17 protein-coding genes and 1 tRNA gene are annotated in these 15,783 nt (G+C 60.9%); 12 read left to right on the top strand and 6 right to left on the bottom strand.

The window, feature by feature from the left end:
- Nucleotides 1-11 precede the first annotated feature (11 nt).
- Genes phrB through ACM6HV_RS05975 form a run of 8 tightly spaced genes read left to right on the top strand, consistent with a single transcriptional unit; the run spans nt 12 to nt 6,802 of the window.
- Complete coding sequence (gene phrB / locus ACM6HV_RS05940; RefSeq protein ID WP_414903747.1) at nt 12-1,457, top strand: deoxyribodipyrimidine photo-lyase; 1,446 nt, start codon at nt 12-14, stop codon at nt 1,455-1,457.
- Nucleotides 1,450-1,872, top strand: a complete 423-nt coding sequence (locus ACM6HV_RS05945) for a nuclear transport factor 2 family protein (RefSeq protein ID WP_414903748.1) — start codon at nt 1,450-1,452, stop codon at nt 1,870-1,872. Before phrB ends, ACM6HV_RS05945 begins: the two co-directional genes overlap by 8 nt.
- Entirely contained in the window at nt 1,869-2,651 is a 783-nt protein-coding gene (locus tag ACM6HV_RS05950; protein WP_414903749.1) for an SDR family NAD(P)-dependent oxidoreductase, read from the top strand. Before ACM6HV_RS05945 ends, ACM6HV_RS05950 begins: the two co-directional genes overlap by 4 nt.
- Nucleotides 2,648-3,895 carry an FAD-dependent oxidoreductase gene (locus ACM6HV_RS05955; RefSeq protein WP_145593150.1) on the top strand — a complete coding sequence of 416 codons (1,248 nt, stop codon included), beginning with the start codon at nt 2,648-2,650 and terminating at the stop codon, nt 3,893-3,895. Before ACM6HV_RS05950 ends, ACM6HV_RS05955 begins: the two co-directional genes overlap by 4 nt.
- On the top strand, nt 3,892-4,707 hold the full coding sequence (locus tag ACM6HV_RS05960; protein WP_414903750.1) for a DUF1365 domain-containing protein: 816 nt from the start codon (nt 3,892-3,894) through the stop codon (nt 4,705-4,707). The genes ACM6HV_RS05955 and ACM6HV_RS05960 overlap by 4 nt, the downstream gene beginning before the upstream one ends.
- Nucleotides 4,694-5,959, top strand: a complete 1,266-nt coding sequence (locus tag ACM6HV_RS05965) for an SAM-dependent methyltransferase (protein ID WP_047296494.1) — start codon at nt 4,694-4,696, stop codon at nt 5,957-5,959. Before ACM6HV_RS05960 ends, ACM6HV_RS05965 begins: the two co-directional genes overlap by 14 nt.
- Nucleotides 5,952-6,443, top strand: coding sequence for a DUF2878 domain-containing protein (locus ACM6HV_RS05970; RefSeq protein ID WP_086791601.1), 492 nt, complete (start codon nt 5,952-5,954; stop codon nt 6,441-6,443). The genes ACM6HV_RS05965 and ACM6HV_RS05970 overlap by 8 nt, the downstream gene beginning before the upstream one ends.
- 53 nt (nt 6,444-6,496) lie before the next feature.
- Nucleotides 6,497-6,802, top strand: a complete 306-nt coding sequence (locus tag ACM6HV_RS05975; protein ID WP_414903751.1) for a YkgJ family cysteine cluster protein — start codon at nt 6,497-6,499, stop codon at nt 6,800-6,802.
- Between the two features lie 93 nt (nt 6,803-6,895).
- On the opposite strand, the gene ACM6HV_RS05980 is transcribed toward ACM6HV_RS05975, so the two are convergent.
- The 6 genes from ACM6HV_RS05980 to hemA all read right to left on the bottom strand — a co-directional run bounded on the left by ACM6HV_RS05980 (nt 6,896) and on the right by hemA (nt 12,256).
- Entirely contained in the window at nt 6,896-7,414 is a 519-nt protein-coding gene (locus ACM6HV_RS05980; RefSeq protein ID WP_027612230.1) for an acyloxyacyl hydrolase, read from the bottom strand.
- Between the two features lie 112 nt (nt 7,415-7,526).
- A complete protein-coding gene (gene murI, locus ACM6HV_RS05985) occupies nt 7,527-8,318 on the bottom strand; it encodes a glutamate racemase (RefSeq protein WP_414903752.1) in 792 nt (263 codons plus the stop codon).
- Nucleotides 8,311-9,066: a molybdopterin-synthase adenylyltransferase MoeB gene (locus ACM6HV_RS05990; protein ID WP_145593147.1), complete on the bottom strand. Its 756-nt coding sequence runs from the start codon at nt 9,064-9,066 to the stop codon at nt 8,311-8,313. Before ACM6HV_RS05990 ends, murI begins: the two co-directional genes overlap by 8 nt.
- Nucleotides 9,060-9,890: a peptide chain release factor N(5)-glutamine methyltransferase gene (prmC, locus tag ACM6HV_RS05995; protein ID WP_414903753.1), complete on the bottom strand. Its 831-nt coding sequence runs from the start codon at nt 9,888-9,890 to the stop codon at nt 9,060-9,062. The genes ACM6HV_RS05990 and prmC overlap by 7 nt, the downstream gene beginning before the upstream one ends.
- On the bottom strand, nt 9,891-10,973 hold the full coding sequence (prfA, locus tag ACM6HV_RS06000) for a peptide chain release factor 1 (protein WP_414903754.1): 1,083 nt from the start codon (nt 10,971-10,973) through the stop codon (nt 9,891-9,893).
- Entirely contained in the window at nt 10,970-12,256 is a 1,287-nt protein-coding gene (gene hemA / locus ACM6HV_RS06005) for a glutamyl-tRNA reductase (protein ID WP_007967653.1), read from the bottom strand. Before hemA ends, prfA begins: the two co-directional genes overlap by 4 nt.
- 182 nt (nt 12,257-12,438) lie before the next feature.
- On the opposite strand from hemA, the gene ACM6HV_RS06010 reads away from it, so the two are divergent.
- The 4 genes from ACM6HV_RS06010 (at nt 12,439) to ACM6HV_RS06025 (ending at nt 15,751) form a co-directional block, all read left to right on the top strand.
- The gene (locus tag ACM6HV_RS06010; RefSeq protein ID WP_414903755.1) at nt 12,439-14,163 is read left to right on the top strand and encodes a tetratricopeptide repeat protein; all 1,725 of its coding nucleotides are present in this window, start codon (nt 12,439-12,441) and stop codon (nt 14,161-14,163) included.
- Between the two features lie 3 nt (nt 14,164-14,166).
- Complete coding sequence (gene lolB, locus ACM6HV_RS06015; RefSeq protein ID WP_041072477.1) at nt 14,167-14,784, top strand: lipoprotein insertase outer membrane protein LolB; 618 nt, start codon at nt 14,167-14,169, stop codon at nt 14,782-14,784.
- Between the two features lie 3 nt (nt 14,785-14,787).
- The gene (gene ispE / locus ACM6HV_RS06020; RefSeq protein WP_414903756.1) at nt 14,788-15,639 is read left to right on the top strand and encodes a 4-(cytidine 5'-diphospho)-2-C-methyl-D-erythritol kinase; all 852 of its coding nucleotides are present in this window, start codon (nt 14,788-14,790) and stop codon (nt 15,637-15,639) included.
- 37 nt (nt 15,640-15,676) lie between these two features.
- Nucleotides 15,677-15,751, top strand: a tRNA-Gln gene (locus tag ACM6HV_RS06025).
- Nucleotides 15,752-15,783: the final 32 nt, after the last annotated feature.

The raw sequence follows: 15,783 nt of genomic DNA on the forward strand, positions 1-15,783 counted from the left end.
TGGAAACCGCGATGCAATTGATCTGGCTGCGCAGCGACTTGCGCCAACATGACAACACCGCCCTCGCGGCTGCCGCTGCGCGCGGCCCGACGGTTGCCGTGTATCTGTTGAGCCCGCAGCAGTGGCTGGAACATGACGACGCGGCGTGCAAGATCGACTTCTGGTTGCGCAACCTGCGTGAATTGAGTGCCAGCCTTGGTGCGCTGAATATCCCGTTGCTGCTGCGCACTGCCGACCATTGGGATCAGGCCCCGGCGGTGTTGCTTGAGCTTTGCCGGCAACTGAACGTGGAAACCGTGCACGTCAATGAAGAATACGGCGTCCACGAAAGCCAGCGCGACGCCGCCGTCGCTGCGGCCCTGAAAACCAGAGGCATCACTTTTCACAGCTACCTCGACCAACTGCTGTTCAGACCCGGCACGGTACTGACCAAAACCGAAACATACTTTCAGGTGTTCAGCCAATTCCGCAAGGTCTGCTATGAGCGCCTGCATCGCTCGGTACCAGCGTTGGTAAAAGCCCCCGGCAAGCAAGCGAAGCTGAATATCGACAGCGATCCGGTGCCGGCCTCAATCAAAGGTTTTGCACCACCGAGCGAGTCATTGCGCGCCCTGTGGCCGGCCGGCGAGCAGGAAGCCCGGCGCCGTCTCGACACCTTCGCCGACGCGCAAATCGACTACTACCAGAGCGAACGCGACTTCCCGGCCAAACCCGGCACCAGTCAACTCTCGGCCTATCTGGCCGCCGGGGTGATTTCGCCGCGCCAATGCCTGCATGCGGCCCTGCAAAGCAATCAGGGCGAGTTCGACAGCGGCAAGGTCGGCGCAGTGACGTGGATCAACGAGCTGCTGTGGCGTGAGTTCTACAAGCACATTCTGGTGGGTTATCCACGGGTGTCGCGTCACCGCGCGTTTCGCCCGGAAACCGAGGCCCTGGCCTGGCGTGATGCGCCGGACGATCTGGCCGCGTGGCAAGAAGCGCGCACCGGTTTGCCGATCGTCGATGCGGCCATGCGCCAATTGCTGGAAACCGGCTGGATGCACAATCGTCTGCGGATGGTGGTGGCGATGTTCCTGACCAAAAACCTGTTGATCGACTGGCGAGAAGGCGAGCGCTTTTTCATGCGTCACCTGATCGACGGCGACCTGGCGGCGAACAATGGTGGCTGGCAGTGGAGCGCCTCGACCGGCACCGATTCGGCGCCGTACTTCCGTATTTTCAACCCGATCAGCCAATCGGAAAAATTCGACAGCGAAGGCCTGTTCATCAAGCACTGGCTGCCTGAGCTGGCTGGCTTGAACAAGAAAGAAGTACATAACCCGGCCAGCGCCGGCGGACTGTTCGGCGTCGCCAACTATCCGTCGCCGATCGTCAATCTCGGGGCTTCGCGCGAACGCGCGCTGGCCGCCTTCAAGAACCTGACGTCGCGCTCGTCTATGGAACAAGTCCATGAGTGAATTCCTGCGCCGCTTCGCCCGTCAATTCGCCGAGTTGAACAAAGACAACTTGCAACGTCTGGGCGAGCTGTACAGCGATGACATTCACTTCACCGATCCGCTGCATGAAGTGCAGGGGCTCAAGCAACTGTGCAACTACTTCAGCGAGCTGTACGCCAATGTCAGCGAATTGCGCTTCGACTTTCACGGTTTCGACCAGATCGCTGATGGTGAAGGTTACCTGCGCTGGGTCATGAGTTATCGCCACCCGCGCCTGGCGGGTGGTCAGTTGATTCGCGTCTCCGGGTGTTCACACCTGCTGTGGCGCGACAAGGTGTATCGCCACCGGGATTATTTCGATGCCGGGGCCATGCTGTATGAACATTTACCCGTATTGGGCCGGGTGATCGCCTGGCTGAAAAGGAGAATGGGATGAGTCGTACACCTCCACGGCGGTATTGGCTGACCGGTGCCAGCAGCGGCATCGGCGCAGCGCTGGCCGAAGAGATTCTGAAAAGTGGCGCGCATCTGGCGGTCAGCTCGCGTCAGGTGGCACCGCTCAAAGTGCTGTCGCAACGCTATCCGGGGCAAGTGCTGGTGGTGGCGGGCGATCTGACCAACAGTCAGACCGTGCGCGAAATCGGTCAGCAGATCGAACAGGCCTGGGGTTCACTGGACAGCGTGATTCTCAATGCCGGTACCTGCGAATACGTGGACGCCCGACAGTTCGACGCCTCGATCATCGAACACGTAGTGCGTACCAACCTGCTCGCCAGCAGCTACTGCATCGAAGCCGCCCTGCCGTTGCTGCGCAAAGGCACCGCGCCGCATCTGATCGGCATGGCCAGCTCCGTGACCTACCTGCCGTTGCCCCGGGCCGAAGCCTATGGCGCGTCGAAGGCCGGGCTGCGTTACCTGTTTGAATCGCTGCGTATCGACCTGGCGGTCGAGGGCATCGATGTCACAATCATCAGCCCGGGCTTTGTCGAAACGCCACTCACCGCAAAGAACGACTTCCCGATGCCGTTGAGCTGGCCTGTGGATAAAGCCGCGCGGCATATCTTCAGCCATCTCGATAACCGGCCTCTGGAAATCGCTTTTCCGGCACTGTTCATGGCGGCACTGTGGCCCCTGTCGAAACTGCCGGCGCGTCTGCAACTGGCGATCGGCAAGCGCATGGTGCGCAGCAACCCACCGCTGCGAGACCCGATATGAAGATTGCCATTGTCGGCAGCGGGATTGCCGGCCTGACCTGCGCCTACCTGCTCAATCGCCGACACGACGTCACGGTGTTCGAGGCCAGCGACTGGGTGGGCGGCCACACGCACACCGTGCAGGTAACCGTCGACGGCCGCGAATACCACGTGGACACCGGTTTCATCGTGTTCAACGACTGGACCTACCCGAATTTCATTCGTTTGCTCGGCCAGCTCGGGGTGTCGTTCAAACCGACCGAAATGAGCTTCTCGGTGACCGACCCGGATTCCGGTCTGGAATACAACGGCAACAACCTCAACAGCCTCTTCGCCCAGCGCAGCAACCTGCTGTCACCGGGGTTCTGGGGGATGTTGCGCGACATCCTGCGCTTCAATAAAGAAGCCCAGCGCGACCTCGCCGAACAGCGGATCGCCGCCGACACCACCCTCGACGATTACCTCAAGGCTGGCGGTTACGGTGAACGTTTCATCCTGCACTACATCGTGCCGATGGGCTCGGCGATCTGGTCGATGCCGATGGCCGAGATGCTCAATTTTCCGCTGCAATTCTTCGTGCGCTTCTTCAAGAACCATGGCCTGTTGTCAGTCAGTGATCGCCCGCAATGGCAAGTGATCGAGGGCGGCTCAAGTGCCTATGTCGCGCCGCTGACGGCTGCATTCAAGGACAAGATCCGCCTCAGTTGCCCAGTGACCCGTATCGACCGCGACGAGCACGGCGTGGTTATCCACAGCCCGGCCGGCATCGAGCGTTTCGACAAGGTCGTGCTCGCCTGCCACAGCGATCAGGCCCTGCAACTGCTGGGCACGCCGAGCCAGGCGGAACGCTCGATCCTCGGCGCCCTGCCCTATGCCGATAACGAAGTCGTGCTGCATACCGATACCCGCTTGCTGCCCTCGCGCAAACTCGCGTGGGCCAGCTGGAACTATCGCTTGAGCGGCGCCGGCCATACACACGCGGCCGTCACTTACGACATGAACATCCTGCAGGGTATTCACAGCGAAACCACGTTCTGCGTCAGCCTCAATCAGAGCGCCGGCATCAGCCCGTTCAAAGTGCTGGCCAAATACACTTACGCCCACCCGCAATTCAGCCTCGCGGCGGTCGCGGCGCAGAACCGCTGGGCCGAAATCGACGGTCAGCAGCACACCCACTATTGCGGCGCTTACTGGGCCAACGGTTTTCATGAAGACGGCGTGGTCAGCGCATTGCGCGTGGCCGCCGCGTTCGGGGAAAGCTTATGAACAGCGCCCTGTACAGCGGCTGGATCGGCCATCGACGCTTCTCACCCAGACGCCACGAATTCCGCTACCGCATCGGTCTGCTGTACCTCGATCTGGCCGAACAGGACGCCGTGTTCGAACTGTCGCCGTTCGCCAGCCGCAGCCGTTTTGCGCCGTTTTCGTTTCGCGAAACCGATTACCTGAAAACCTTTACCGGCAGCGGCATGCGCCTGATCGACGCGGTGCGCCAGCAGGTCGCAACCGCCCTTGGCTACCAGCCGCAAGGTTCGGTCTGCCTGCTGACCCAGCCGCGCAGTTGGGGTCTGGCGTTCAATCCGGTGAGTTTCTTTTATTGTCACGAGGCCGACGGGCAACTGGCGGCGATTCTCTGCGAAGTGACCAACACGCCGTGGCGCGAACGTTATCACTACGTATTGCCCGCCCGCACGCCGACCCACTTGCAAGACTTTCATCAGCATTTCGCCGTGGCCAAGGCCTTTCATGTTTCGCCGTTCCTGCCGCGCGATCTGGAGTACCGCATGAGTTTCAGCCCGGCCGCGCAAAGCCTCGGCGTGCACATGGCCGACTGGCAGGGCGACCTCAAGCTGTTCGACGCCACGCTGAAATTGCAGCGCGAGCCCCTTGATCGCCGCAGCCTGCACCGCTACTTGCGGCGCTTTCCGTGGATGACCGCGAAAACCTGTCTGGCCATTTATTGGCAAGCCCTGCGCCTGTTGCTCAAACGCGCGCCGATTTTTGCTCATCAGGCTGCCGACGGCAGCTTCCAAATCGCCACTGTGCCTCCCAAGGAGCACCGCCATGAAATCCTCTAGCCTGACTGTCAGTCGCTTCAGCACCAACGGCTTGACCGGCTCGCTGCTGCGGCGCGGCGTATTGCGGCAACTGAGCCGACTCAAACACGGGCAGTTGTTGGTGGTCGAGGACGGCGAGCGCCTGATGTTCGGTACGCCGGGCAGCCACCTGCTCGGTGAAATCCATGTGCAAGACGCGGCGGTGTGGGGCATGGTCGCCGGTAACGGCTCGATTGGTGCCGGCGAAGCGTTTATCCACGGTTACTGGAGTTCGCCGGACCTGACCGCGGTGGTGCGCGTGTTCGTCAGCAACCTCGACGTACTCGACGCCATGGAACGCGGCCTGGCTCGCCTCAGCCGGCCACTGGTGCAAGGCCTGCACTGGCTCAACCGCAACACGCGCAAGGGCTCGCAGAAAAACATCGCCGCGCACTATGACCTGGGCAACGATCTGTTCGAACAGTTTCTCGACCCGACCATGATGTATTCAGCCGCACAGTTCCTCACGCCCGAGGACAGCCTGGAACAGGCTCAACTGAACAAGCTGGAACGGATCTGCCAGAAGCTCGCGCTCCAACCCGAAGACCACCTGCTGGAGATCGGCACCGGCTGGGGCAGCATGGCGCTCTATGCTGCGCAGCATTACGGTTGCCGCGTCACCACCACGACCCTGTCGAAAGAGCAGTACGCGTTTACCGCCAAGCGCATTGAAGCCCTGGGGTTGCAGGATCGGGTGACGCTGCTGCTCAAGGATTACCGCGACCTCACCGGCGAGTACGACAAACTGGTGTCGATCGAGATGATCGAAGCGGTTGGCCATCGCTTCCTGCCGACCTACTTCAAACAATGCGCGCACCTGCTCAAGAGCAACGGCCTGATGCTGTTGCAAGCAATCACCATCCGCGAGCAGCGCTACGAACAGGCCAAGCGCGGCGTCGACTTCATCCAGCGCTACATCTTCCCCGGCGGCGCCCTGCCCTGCGTGCAAAAGATGCTTGAAGTGGTCAGCCGCGAGACCGACATGAACCTGTTGCACATGGAAGACTTCGGCCTGCACTACGCCCGTACCCTGCGCCTGTGGCACGAAAACTTCCGCCGCGCCCATGGCCGTTTGAGCGAATTGGGTTACGACGATTACTTCCTGCGGCTGTGGGAGTTTTACCTGTGCTACTGCGAAGGCGGGTTTCTGGAGCGCACCATCGGCACGGCGCAATTGCTGCTGGCGAAACCGGCGGCCATGCCGGCGCCGTTGCTCGGGCGCTTCGATGCTTGAGCGAGTGGCCAATGCCGTGCTGTTTCAGGTCGGCTGGCTGGCCTGTGTCATCGGCGGCAACAGTCTGTGGCTGCTGCTGGCGCTGGCGGTGCTGGTGATTCATCTGGGCTGGATCAGCAGTTGGGCGGCGGAAGGTCGCCTGATCCTCAGCGTGGTGATTGTCGGCACGGCGGTAGACAGCCTGTTGCGGGCTGCCGGGGTGTTCGAATTCCAGGATCTGTCGCCACTGATTCCGCTGTGGCTAATGCTGCTCTGGGCCTTGCTCGCCACCACGTTGCGTCATTGCCTGCAATGGAGCGCCCGTCCCTGGTGGCTGGCCAGCGCACTCGGCGCAGTGGGCGGCGCTGTCTCCTATTACGGCGGCGGACATCTGGCCGGCGTGCGATTCCCCTACGGTGAAGTGCCGACCCTGATCGGCATCGGCCTGCTGTGGGCCCTGCTGTTTCCGTTGTTGCATGCCATGGCGCGGCGCTTGAGCCACTGAGCGTCTGTCAGACCTTTCACACGACAACCGGCGGCTGCCTTACACTGCCCGGCATGAAAAACATTCCCCACCAGCAAATCACCGAGCCAGCGGTCACCTGTTCGACCTGCGCGGCGTGCTGCTGCCAGCTTGAGGTGATGCTGATCACCGACACCGGCGTGCCTGAGCGCTTTATCGATACCGATGAGTGGGGCGGTGAAGTCATGCTGCGTCTGGACGACGGCTGGTGCGCGGCGCTGGATCGCGACAGCATGATGTGCACGATTTACGAAAGACGTCCGCTGATCTGTCGCGAGTTCGAGATGGGTGCACCGGAGTGCATTGAAGAACGCAAAGGCATTGCCACGGCCTACCGCTGATTAGATGCAAAAAGATCGCAGCCTGCGGCAGCTCCTACAGGGGATTGGGTTTTCCTGTAGGAGCTGCCGCAGGCTGCGATCTTTTGATCTTGCTTACAGCGGCATCGTGTAATGCAGCGCGTAGCTTTCTACACCGTCGTTGCTGCTGGCCAGGCCGGCGTTGGAATAGTGCGTCGCACGGATCCCGACTTCATGCCCGCCATTGAAGCGCAGGCCAAAACCGATGCGGTCTTCGAACTGGAAGGAGCCGCCGATGTTGTTGCTTTCATATTTGGTGTTGGAGAACGCTGCGACACCAATGCCCGCCTCAACATACGGCTTGACCGACTGACCGGCAAACTCGTAAACGAACACCGGCGAGAACGACAGGCTGTTGTTGCTGGAAGTCTTGTCACCCTCCCAATACGTGTAGGCACCGCTCCAGTAACCAGTCAGGCGACCGACGTCACTTTGCAGCCAGCTCTTGTCCCAATCGAAATTCATGCCCAGGCGATACGTCATGGTCGAATCGCTGGTCGCACCCACTGCAAATTCAACACCTGCAGCTTGCGCGGTAATACTTTGCCCCATCAGTGCGGCCGCAATCGCGGCCAAGCAGAATAGTCGCTTCACTTTGAAACTTCCTTTTCCGGAACGATCGTTTGGTTTTCTAGATAACTCATCGCTATAGAAGCTAGCGCCTGATTAGAAGTTCAGCTGTTTTTTTAGTTATTTCACATTTTTTTTACAAGCTGAATTTTTCGACGTCGCCGGCAACCTGACCCAGCAGGGGCAGGGTCTTGCGGAAGAACGCGGGGTCGGCACTGGTCCAGAATCTGACCGGGCGGTTCGGCCCTTCGGCGAGCAGATCACATTCGGCCAGCAACCGTTGCAGTTGCCGCGCTACGGCTGCGCCAGTGTCAATCAGGCTGATGCTGTCGGGAATCATCGTCTTGAGCATCGGCTTGAGAAACGGATAGTGAGTGCAACCGAGAATGATCGTGTCGCAACCGTTGGCCAGCAGCGGGTCGACGTAATGCTGCAGCAATGTGCGCAACTCGGCGCTTTGCAGATCACCGCTTTCAATCAGTTCCACCAGGCCGGGGCACGGCTGGGTGATGACGCGAACGTCGGTGGCGAAACGATCGAGCAACGCGGCGAACTTGGCGCTCTGCAACGTGCCGGTGGTGGCAAGTACGCCAACCACACCGCTGCGGGTAGCGGCAGCTGCGGGTTTGACCGCTGGCTCCATGCCAACGATCGGCCACTCGGGGAAATCCCGGCGCAGATCGGCAACAGCGGCCACCGTCGCCGTGTTGCAGGCGATCACCAGGGCCTTGGCGCCCTGCTCACGGAAAAAACCGGCCATCACATTGCAGCGCTGGCGGATGAACTCAGGGGATTTCTCGCCGTAGGGAATGTGCCCGCAATCGGCGAAGTACAGCAGTGACTCATGGGGCAGCAACCGCTGGATTTCGGCCAGTACCGACAAGCCGCCGACACCGGAATCGAACACCGCGATCGGCGCCTCACGCATGCTGCGAACCACAGACGCTGCAACCCGGATCACGCTTGACCCGCAATTCACGGAAGCGCGAACCCAAGGCATCGATCAACAGCAAACGACCCACCAACGGTTCGCCAAAACCGACCAGCACTTTCAACGCTTCAAGCGCCTGCAGGCTGCCGACCAGCCCCACCAGCGGCCCGACCACACCGGCCTCGCTGCAGGTCAGTTCGGCTTCGCTGCCATGCCCGTACAGGCAGTGGTAGCACGGACTTTCCGGGCGACGCGGGTCGAACACCGCCAACTGCCCTTCCAGACGAATCGCCGCGCCGCTGACCAGCGGCTTGCGCGCGGCCACGCACGCGGCGTTGACCGCTTCGCGGGTGGAGAAATTGTCGGAACAGTCGAGCACCAGATCCACCGCCGACACGGCGGCGGCAAGGGAGTCCTCGTCCAGCGCCTGACGGTGCGGCACCAGTTGAATCTCGGGGTTGATCGCGCCGAGGCGCTTGAGCGCCGAGTCGACCTTGCTCATGCCGACGCTGTCGGTGTCATGAATGATCTGGCGCTGCAGGTTGGTCAGGTCGACCGTGTCGAAATCCGCCAAATGCAACTCACCGACACCGGCCGCTGCCAGATACAGCGCGACCGGCGCACCGAGACCGCCGAGGCCGACGATCAGCACGCGGCTGTCTTTGAGCTTCAGTTGCCCATCGATGTCGATGTGTTGCAGCAGAATCTGCCGGCTGTAGCGCAGCAATTCCTGATCATTCAGCACGGCAGGCGCCCCAGGCTGATCCGTTGATGGCCGCCCAGATCGATGCGGCTGTGGACTTGTTCAAAACCGCGAGTGAGCAGCAGATCACGCACGGCCTCGGCTTGATCATAGCCGTGTTCGAGCATCAGCCAGCCGCCGGCTTCCAGATGATCCGGCGCCTGGGCGACGATCAGGCGCAGATCGTCGAGCCCGTCGACACCGGCCACCAGCGCACTGGCCGGTTCGAAACGCACGTCGCCCTCGACCAGATGCGGGTCGGCAGCGGCGATGTAGGGCGGGTTGCTGATGATCAGATCGAAGCGCTGGCCTTGGAGGGCGCTGAACCAATGGCTGCTCAGCACCGTGGCGTTGTTCAGGCTCAAGCGCTGGCGGTTGCGCTCGGCCAGGGCCACGGCTTCCAGCACGCGATCCACCGCCGTGACTTGCCACGTCGGGCGTTCGCTGGCCAGGGCCAAGGCAATCGCGCCGCTGCCGGTGCCAAGATCGAGGACTTTCGCCGGCGTTGCCGCCAGCAGCTCCAGCGCGGCTTCGACCAGCAATTCGGTGTCCGGGCGCGGAATCAGCGTGTGCGGCGCGACTTCCAGATCGAGTTTCCAGAAACCCTGCTGACCGAGGATGTAGGCCACCGGCTCGCCACTTCGACGCCGTTGCAGGTACTCGGTAAAAATCAGCACCGCTTCGCTGGGTACGATGCGCTCGGGCCAGGTGTGCAGGAAGCTTCGCGATTTGCCCAGTGCCGCTGCCAGGAGCAATTCGGCATCCAGGCGCGCCGTTGGCGAATCCGGCAGTTCGGCGGCACGCAGCAGACTGGCAATGATGGTCATTTATTCACCTATCGCTGCAAGCTGGTCGGCCTGGTATTCGGCCAGCAAAGGCTCGATCACCGCTTCAACGCCACCGGCGAGGATTTCATCCAGGGAGTACAGGGTCAGGTTGACGCGATGGTCGGTGACCCGGCCCTGAGCAAAGTTGTAAGTACGAATACGCTCGGAACGGTCGCCGGAACCGACCAGCAATTTACGCTCGCTGGCAATCGCATTGGCCGCTGCGGCGGTCTGCTGGTCGTTGAGCTTGGCCGACAGCCAGGCCATCGCCCGCGCGCGGTTCTTGTGCTGGGAACGTTCTTCCTGGCACTCGACGACGGTGCCGGTCGGTATGTGCGTGATGCGGATCGCCGAGTCGGTGGTGTTGACGTGCTGACCACCGGCCCCGGAGGAGCGGTAAGTGTCGACACGCAGATCCGCCGGGTTGATCTCGATGGCTTCCCGCTCGTCCGGCTCGGGCAACACCGCCACGGTGCAGGCCGAGGTGTGGATACGGCCCTGGGATTCGGTGGCGGGTACACGCTGTACGCGGTGCGCGCCGGACTCGAATTTCAGCTTGCCGTAAACGTTGTCGCCTTCAATGCGGGCGATGACTTCTTTATACCCACCGTGCTCGCCTTCGTTTTCCGAAAGGATCTCCACGCGCCAGCCACGCCGTTCGGCGTAACGCGAGTACATGCGAAACAGATCGCCGGAGAAGATCGCCGCTTCGTCGCCACCGGTACCGGCGCGAATTTCGAGAAAGACGTTACGCCCGTCATTGGGATCCTTGGGCAGCAACATGCGCTGCAGATCATCTTCCAGTCTGATCAGCAATTCCTTGGCTTCGCGGACTTCTTCCACGGCCATTTCACGCATGTCCGGGTCGCTGTCCTTGAGCAGCGCCTGGGCGCCTTCAAGATCACTTTGTACGCCGAGCAGCTTTTTATAACCTTGTACCACCGGATCGAGTTCGGCGTATTCCTTGGAATAAGCGCGGAATTTGGCCTGGTCGGCAATGACTTCGCCGTCGCCGAGCAGCGCGGTCAGTTCCTCGAAACGGTCCTGGAGGGTGTCCAGCTTGTTGAGCAGTGACGCTTTCATTGCGGTTTTTTATCCGAAAAACTATCCGGTGAGCCCTCGAGGGCGAAGAGTTCCTGGGCCATGGCCAGCGCATCGAGGCGGCCTTCGGCAGAAAGCTTTTTCAACTGCACGCTGGGCGCATGCAGCAGTTTATTGGTCAGGCCACGGGCCAGTTGCCCGAGCACGTCTTCGGCGTTGCCGCCGTTGGCCAGCAGGCGCAGGGCTTTTTGCAGCTCCTCGTCGCGCAGACGTTCACTCTGTTGCCGATAGGCCTTGAGCACATCGACGGCCGCCAGCTCGCGCAGGCGCACCATGAAATCGTCGGCGCCGACCGAGACCATCTCTTCCGCCGCCTGGGCTGCGCCCTGCCGACTCTTGAGGTTCTCGGCAACCACTTCGTGCAGATCGTCGACGCTGTACAGGTAAACGTCGTCGAGTTCGCCAACTTCCGGCTCGATGTCGCGGGGTACGGCGATGTCGACCATGAAGATCGGCTTGTGCTTGCGCTGCTTCAGCGCGCTTTCGACGGCGCCTTTACCGAGGATCGGCAACTGACTGGCGGTCGAACTGATCACGATATCGCTGCGCACCAGTTCTGCCGGAATGTCCGATAGCAGCACCGCATGCGCGCCGAACTGCTCGGCCAGCAGGCTGGCGCGCTCCAGCGTACGGTTGGCGACCACGATGCGCTTGACCCCCAGCTCGTGCAAATGGCGGGCGACCAGCGTGATGGTCTCGCCGGCGCCGATCAACAGGGCCTGGCTGCGCTGCAAATCACTGAAAATCTGTTTGGCCAGGCTGACGGCGGCAAACGCCACGGACACCGGGTTTTCGCCGATGGCGGTGTCGGTACGCACTTGCTTGGCGGCATTGAACGTCGCTTGAAACAGTCGCCCCAGCAGCGGGCCGATGGTGCCCGCCTCACGCGCCACGGCGTAGGCCGATTTCATCTGGCCGAGGATCTGCGGTTCGCCCAGCACCAGCGAGTCGAGCCCGGAGGCGACGCGCATCATGTGACGAACTGCCGCATCATCTTCGTGCACATAAGCGCTCGCGCGCAGCTCATCGAGGCTTAAATGGTGATAATCGGCCAGCCAGCGCAGAACCAGATCAGCGGAAATCTGATCCTGTTCTATATAAAGCTCACTGCGATTGCAGGTGGAGAGGATCGCAGCTTCGCGGCTGTCGGTGAGTCGGCAGAGCTGCTGCAAGGCCTCCACCAGCTGCTCAGGGGTAAAGGCCACGCGCTCGCGGACGTCTACTGAAGCAGTCTTGTGGTTAATACCGAGTGCAAGGAAGGCCATTCAAGGTCGCTGATGGTGACGTGAAGCCGGCAATTGTCCTACTTCGTCAGATTCAGAACAACTACCGCTGACTATTGTCCCAATTGTCGGCCACTATAAAGGCCACATTCGAGACTCGGTTATGTTTGACCGAAGGCTTGTGTCATGATGATCCGACCGCAGGTTAGTCGTCCTTCTCCTATATGAATAGATCTTCCGCGTTGCTCCTTGCTTTTGTCTTCCTCAGCGGCTGCCAGGCCATGGCACCCGTTTCGCCGGACGGTACCCCGCCGGTTGAAGACACCACGCCCGCGCCTGAAAAACCCAAGGTTTACAGCTCGTTCAGCGAGGAAACCGTCTTCAGCCTGCTGAGCGCCGAACTCGCCGGCCAGCGCAATCGTTTCGACATTGCCCTGGACAACTACGTGACCCAGGCGATCAACACCCAGGATCCGGGGGTTTCCGAGCGCGCGTTCCGCATCGCCGAATACCTCGGTGCCGACCAGCCTGCGCTGGATACCGCGCTGATCTGGGCAAAAAACGCCCCGGACGACCTCGAAGCGCAACGCGCCGCCGCCGTACAACTGGCCCGCGCCGGGCGTTACGACGACTCCATGGTCTACATGGAGAAAGTCCTGCAGGGCAAGGGCGACACTCATTTCGACTTCCTCGCACTGTCGGCGGCCGATACCGATCAGGAAACCCGCAACGGTTTGATGAAAAGTTTCGACCGTCTGCTGCAGCGCCACCCGAAGAACAGTCAGCTGATTTTCGGCAAGGCCCTGTTGCTGCAACAGGACGGCGACAATAAAGCCGCCCTGACCCTGCTCGAAGACAACCCGCCGGAAGAAGGCGAGATTGCTCCGATCCTGTTGCGCGCGCGCCTGCTGCAAACCCTGAATCGTGGCGACGAAGCATTGCCACTGCTGCGCAAAAGCATCAAGAAATACCCGGACGACAAGCGCCTGCGCCTGACGTATGCGCGCACCTTGGTCGAACAGGACCGGATGGACGACGCCAAAGTCGAGTTCTCCACCCTGGTTCAGCAATACCCGGAAGATGACGAACTGCGTTACTCGCTGGCATTGGTCTGCCTGGAAGCCAAGGCCTGGGACGAGGCCAAAGGTTATCTGGAAGACCTGATTGCCCGGGAAAGCCACGTCGATTCGGCGCACCTGAACCTCGGCCGCATTGCTGAAGAGCGCAACGATCCACAGGGCGCACTGATCGAATACGCCCAGGTCGGCCCGGGCAATGACTATCTGCCGGCGCAACTGCGTCAGGCCGACATCCTCATGAACAACGGCAAGACCGCCGAGGCCCAGAGCAAACTGGCGGCCGAGCGCGATGCCCAGCCGGATTACGCGATCCAGCTGTATTTGATCGAATCCGAAACCCTGTCGGCCAACAAACAGGACGACAAGGCCTGGAAAACGCTGGATAAAGCCTTGCAGCAATACCCGGACGATCTGAATCTGCTCTACACCCGGGCCATGCTCGCGGAAAAACGCAATGATCTGGCGCAGATGGAAAAAGACCTGCGCCTGATCATCAAGCGCGACCCGGACAACGCCATGGCGCTCAATGCGCTGGGCTATACCCTGTCCGATCGCACTACCCGCTATGCAGAAGCCAAGGCCCTGATCGAACAGGCGCACCAGATCAATCCGGAAGACCCGGCGGTACTCGACAGCCTTGGCTGGGTGAATTTCCGCATGGGCAATCTGGACGACGCCGAGAAGTATCTGCGTCAGGCTCTCGAGCGCTTCCCGGACCACGAAGTCGCCGCGCACCTGGGCGAAGTCCTGTGGGTCAAGGGCAATCAGCGCGAAGCCAAACAAGTCTGGGGCAAATTCCTCAAGGATCAGCCCGACAGCACCATCCTGCGCAGCACCATCAAGCGCCTGACCGGATCCGAGACTCTTTAACTCATGTTTTTGCGCCACGTTATTGTTTTCAGTTTCATCGCCCTGCTCGCCGGTTGCGCGGGCTTCGGTGCTCGCGAATCGGTCGAGGGCCACGGCAGTCCGGCTCAGTGGGCCGCGAACAAACAACAGCTGACCGGCCTCGACGGCTGGCAGATCGACGGCAAGATCGGCATCCGCGCACCGAAAGATTCCGGTAGCGGCACGCTGTTCTGGCTGCAACGCCAGGATTATTACGACATTCGTCTGTCCGGCCCGCTGGGTCGTGGCGCGGCGCGTCTGACCGGGCGTCCGGGCAAGGTCTCGCTGGAAGTCGCCAATCAGGGCCGCTATGACGCCGAGTCGCCGGAAGCGCTGCTCGAAGAGCAACTGGGCTGGAAGTTGCCCGTGTCGAATCTGGCCTGGTGGGTCCGTGGCCTGCCGGCGCCCAGCAGCAAAAGCCGTCTGACCCTGGATAACGACAGTCGCCTGGCCAATCTGGAACAGGACGGCTGGAAGGTCGAGTACCTCAGCTACGCCGAGCAGAACGGTTACTGGCTGCCCGAGCGGATCAAACTGCATGGCACCGATCTGGACGTGACGCTGGTGATCAAGACCTGGCAACCGCGTAAATTGGGGCAATAACCCATGACCGTTCCACGTCTGACGCTGCCGTCGCCGGCCAAGCTCAATCTGATGCTGCACATTCTCGGGCGCCGTGCAGACGGTTATCACGAACTGCAGACGCTGTTTCAGTTTGTCGATTACGGCGACGAAATCACCTTCGCCGTGCGCGATGATGGCGTGATTCATCTGCACACCGAATTCGCTGGCGTGCCCCACGACAGCAACCTGATCGTACGCGCGGCGAAAATGCTGCAGCAACAGTCCGGCTGCACACTGGGCATCGACATCTGGATCGACAAGGTGCTGCCGATGGGTGGCGGCATCGGCGGCGGCAGCTCGAACGCGGCCACTACCCTGCTCGGTCTCAATCACCTGTGGCAACTGGGCTGGGATGAAGATCGCCTCGCTGCACTGGGCCTTTCGCTCGGCGCTGACGTGCCGGTTTTCGTTCGTGGCCACGCGGCATTTGCCGAAGGCGTGGGCGAAAAACTGACCCCGGTCGACCCCGAAGAACCGTGGTATCTGGTGCTCGTGCCGCAAGTCTCTGTAAGTACGGCAGAAATTTTTTCCGATCCTTTGTTGACACGTAACACGCCGCCCATTAAAGTGCGCCCCGTTCCCGAGGGAAACAGTCGAAATGACTGCTTGCCGGTGGTTGCAAGGCGTTATCCAGAGGTACGTAACGCATTGGATTTGTTAGGTAAATTTACCGAAGCAAAACTCACCGGAACTGGAAGTTGTGTGTTTGGGGGCTTCCCAAGCAAAGCTGAAGCTGATAAAGTCTCGGCCCTTCTTACAGAGACCCTTACAGGGTTTGTAGCAAAAGGAAGCAACGTTTCGATGTTGCATCGCAAGCTACAAAGTCTGCTCTAAAAGGAATCAAGTGCCAGGCACTTGAAGCAACAGATACAGGGGCGTCGCCAAGCGGTAAGGCAGCAGGTTTTGATCCTGCCATGCGTTGGTTCGAATCCAGCCGCCCCTGCCATTTTCTATACTCATCCAGGTTACCCTCAGCCT

The sequence above is a fragment of the Pseudomonas sp. IT-P260 genome (assembly GCF_949768395.1).
In the GTDB taxonomy this organism is placed as follows: Bacteria; Pseudomonadota; Gammaproteobacteria; order Pseudomonadales; family Pseudomonadaceae; genus Aquipseudomonas; species Aquipseudomonas parakoreensis.

Bases quoted from the DNA above. Each gene is read 5' to 3' on its own strand.
- phrB (WP_414903747.1), top strand. From the start codon at position 12: ATGCAATTGATCTGGCTGCGCAGCGACTTGCGCCAACATGACAACACC.
- ACM6HV_RS05945 (WP_414903748.1), top strand. From the start codon at position 1,450: ATGAGTGAATTCCTGCGCCGCTTCGCCCGTCAATTCGCCGAGTTGAAC.
- ACM6HV_RS05950 (WP_414903749.1), top strand. From the start codon at position 1,869: ATGAGTCGTACACCTCCACGGCGGTATTGGCTGACCGGTGCCAGCAGC.
- ACM6HV_RS05955 (WP_145593150.1), top strand. From the start codon at position 2,648: ATGAAGATTGCCATTGTCGGCAGCGGGATTGCCGGCCTGACCTGCGCC.
- ACM6HV_RS05960 (WP_414903750.1), top strand. From the start codon at position 3,892: ATGAACAGCGCCCTGTACAGCGGCTGGATCGGCCATCGACGCTTCTCA.
- ACM6HV_RS05965 (WP_047296494.1), top strand. From the start codon at position 4,694: ATGAAATCCTCTAGCCTGACTGTCAGTCGCTTCAGCACCAACGGCTTG.
- ACM6HV_RS05970 (WP_086791601.1), top strand. From the start codon at position 5,952: ATGCTTGAGCGAGTGGCCAATGCCGTGCTGTTTCAGGTCGGCTGGCTG.
- ACM6HV_RS05975 (WP_414903751.1), top strand. From the start codon at position 6,497: ATGAAAAACATTCCCCACCAGCAAATCACCGAGCCAGCGGTCACCTGT.
- murI (WP_414903752.1), bottom strand. From the start codon at position 8,318: ATGCGTGAGGCGCCGATCGCGGTGTTCGATTCCGGTGTCGGCGGCTTG.
- prmC (WP_414903753.1), bottom strand. From the start codon at position 9,890: ATGACCATCATTGCCAGTCTGCTGCGTGCCGCCGAACTGCCGGATTCG.
- prfA (WP_414903754.1), bottom strand. From the start codon at position 10,973: ATGAAAGCGTCACTGCTCAACAAGCTGGACACCCTCCAGGACCGTTTC.
- hemA (WP_007967653.1), bottom strand. From the start codon at position 12,256: ATGGCCTTCCTTGCACTCGGTATTAACCACAAGACTGCTTCAGTAGAC.
- ACM6HV_RS06010 (WP_414903755.1), top strand. From the start codon at position 12,439: ATGAATAGATCTTCCGCGTTGCTCCTTGCTTTTGTCTTCCTCAGCGGC.
- lolB (WP_041072477.1), top strand. From the start codon at position 14,167: ATGTTTTTGCGCCACGTTATTGTTTTCAGTTTCATCGCCCTGCTCGCC.
- ispE (WP_414903756.1), top strand. From the start codon at position 14,788: ATGACCGTTCCACGTCTGACGCTGCCGTCGCCGGCCAAGCTCAATCTG.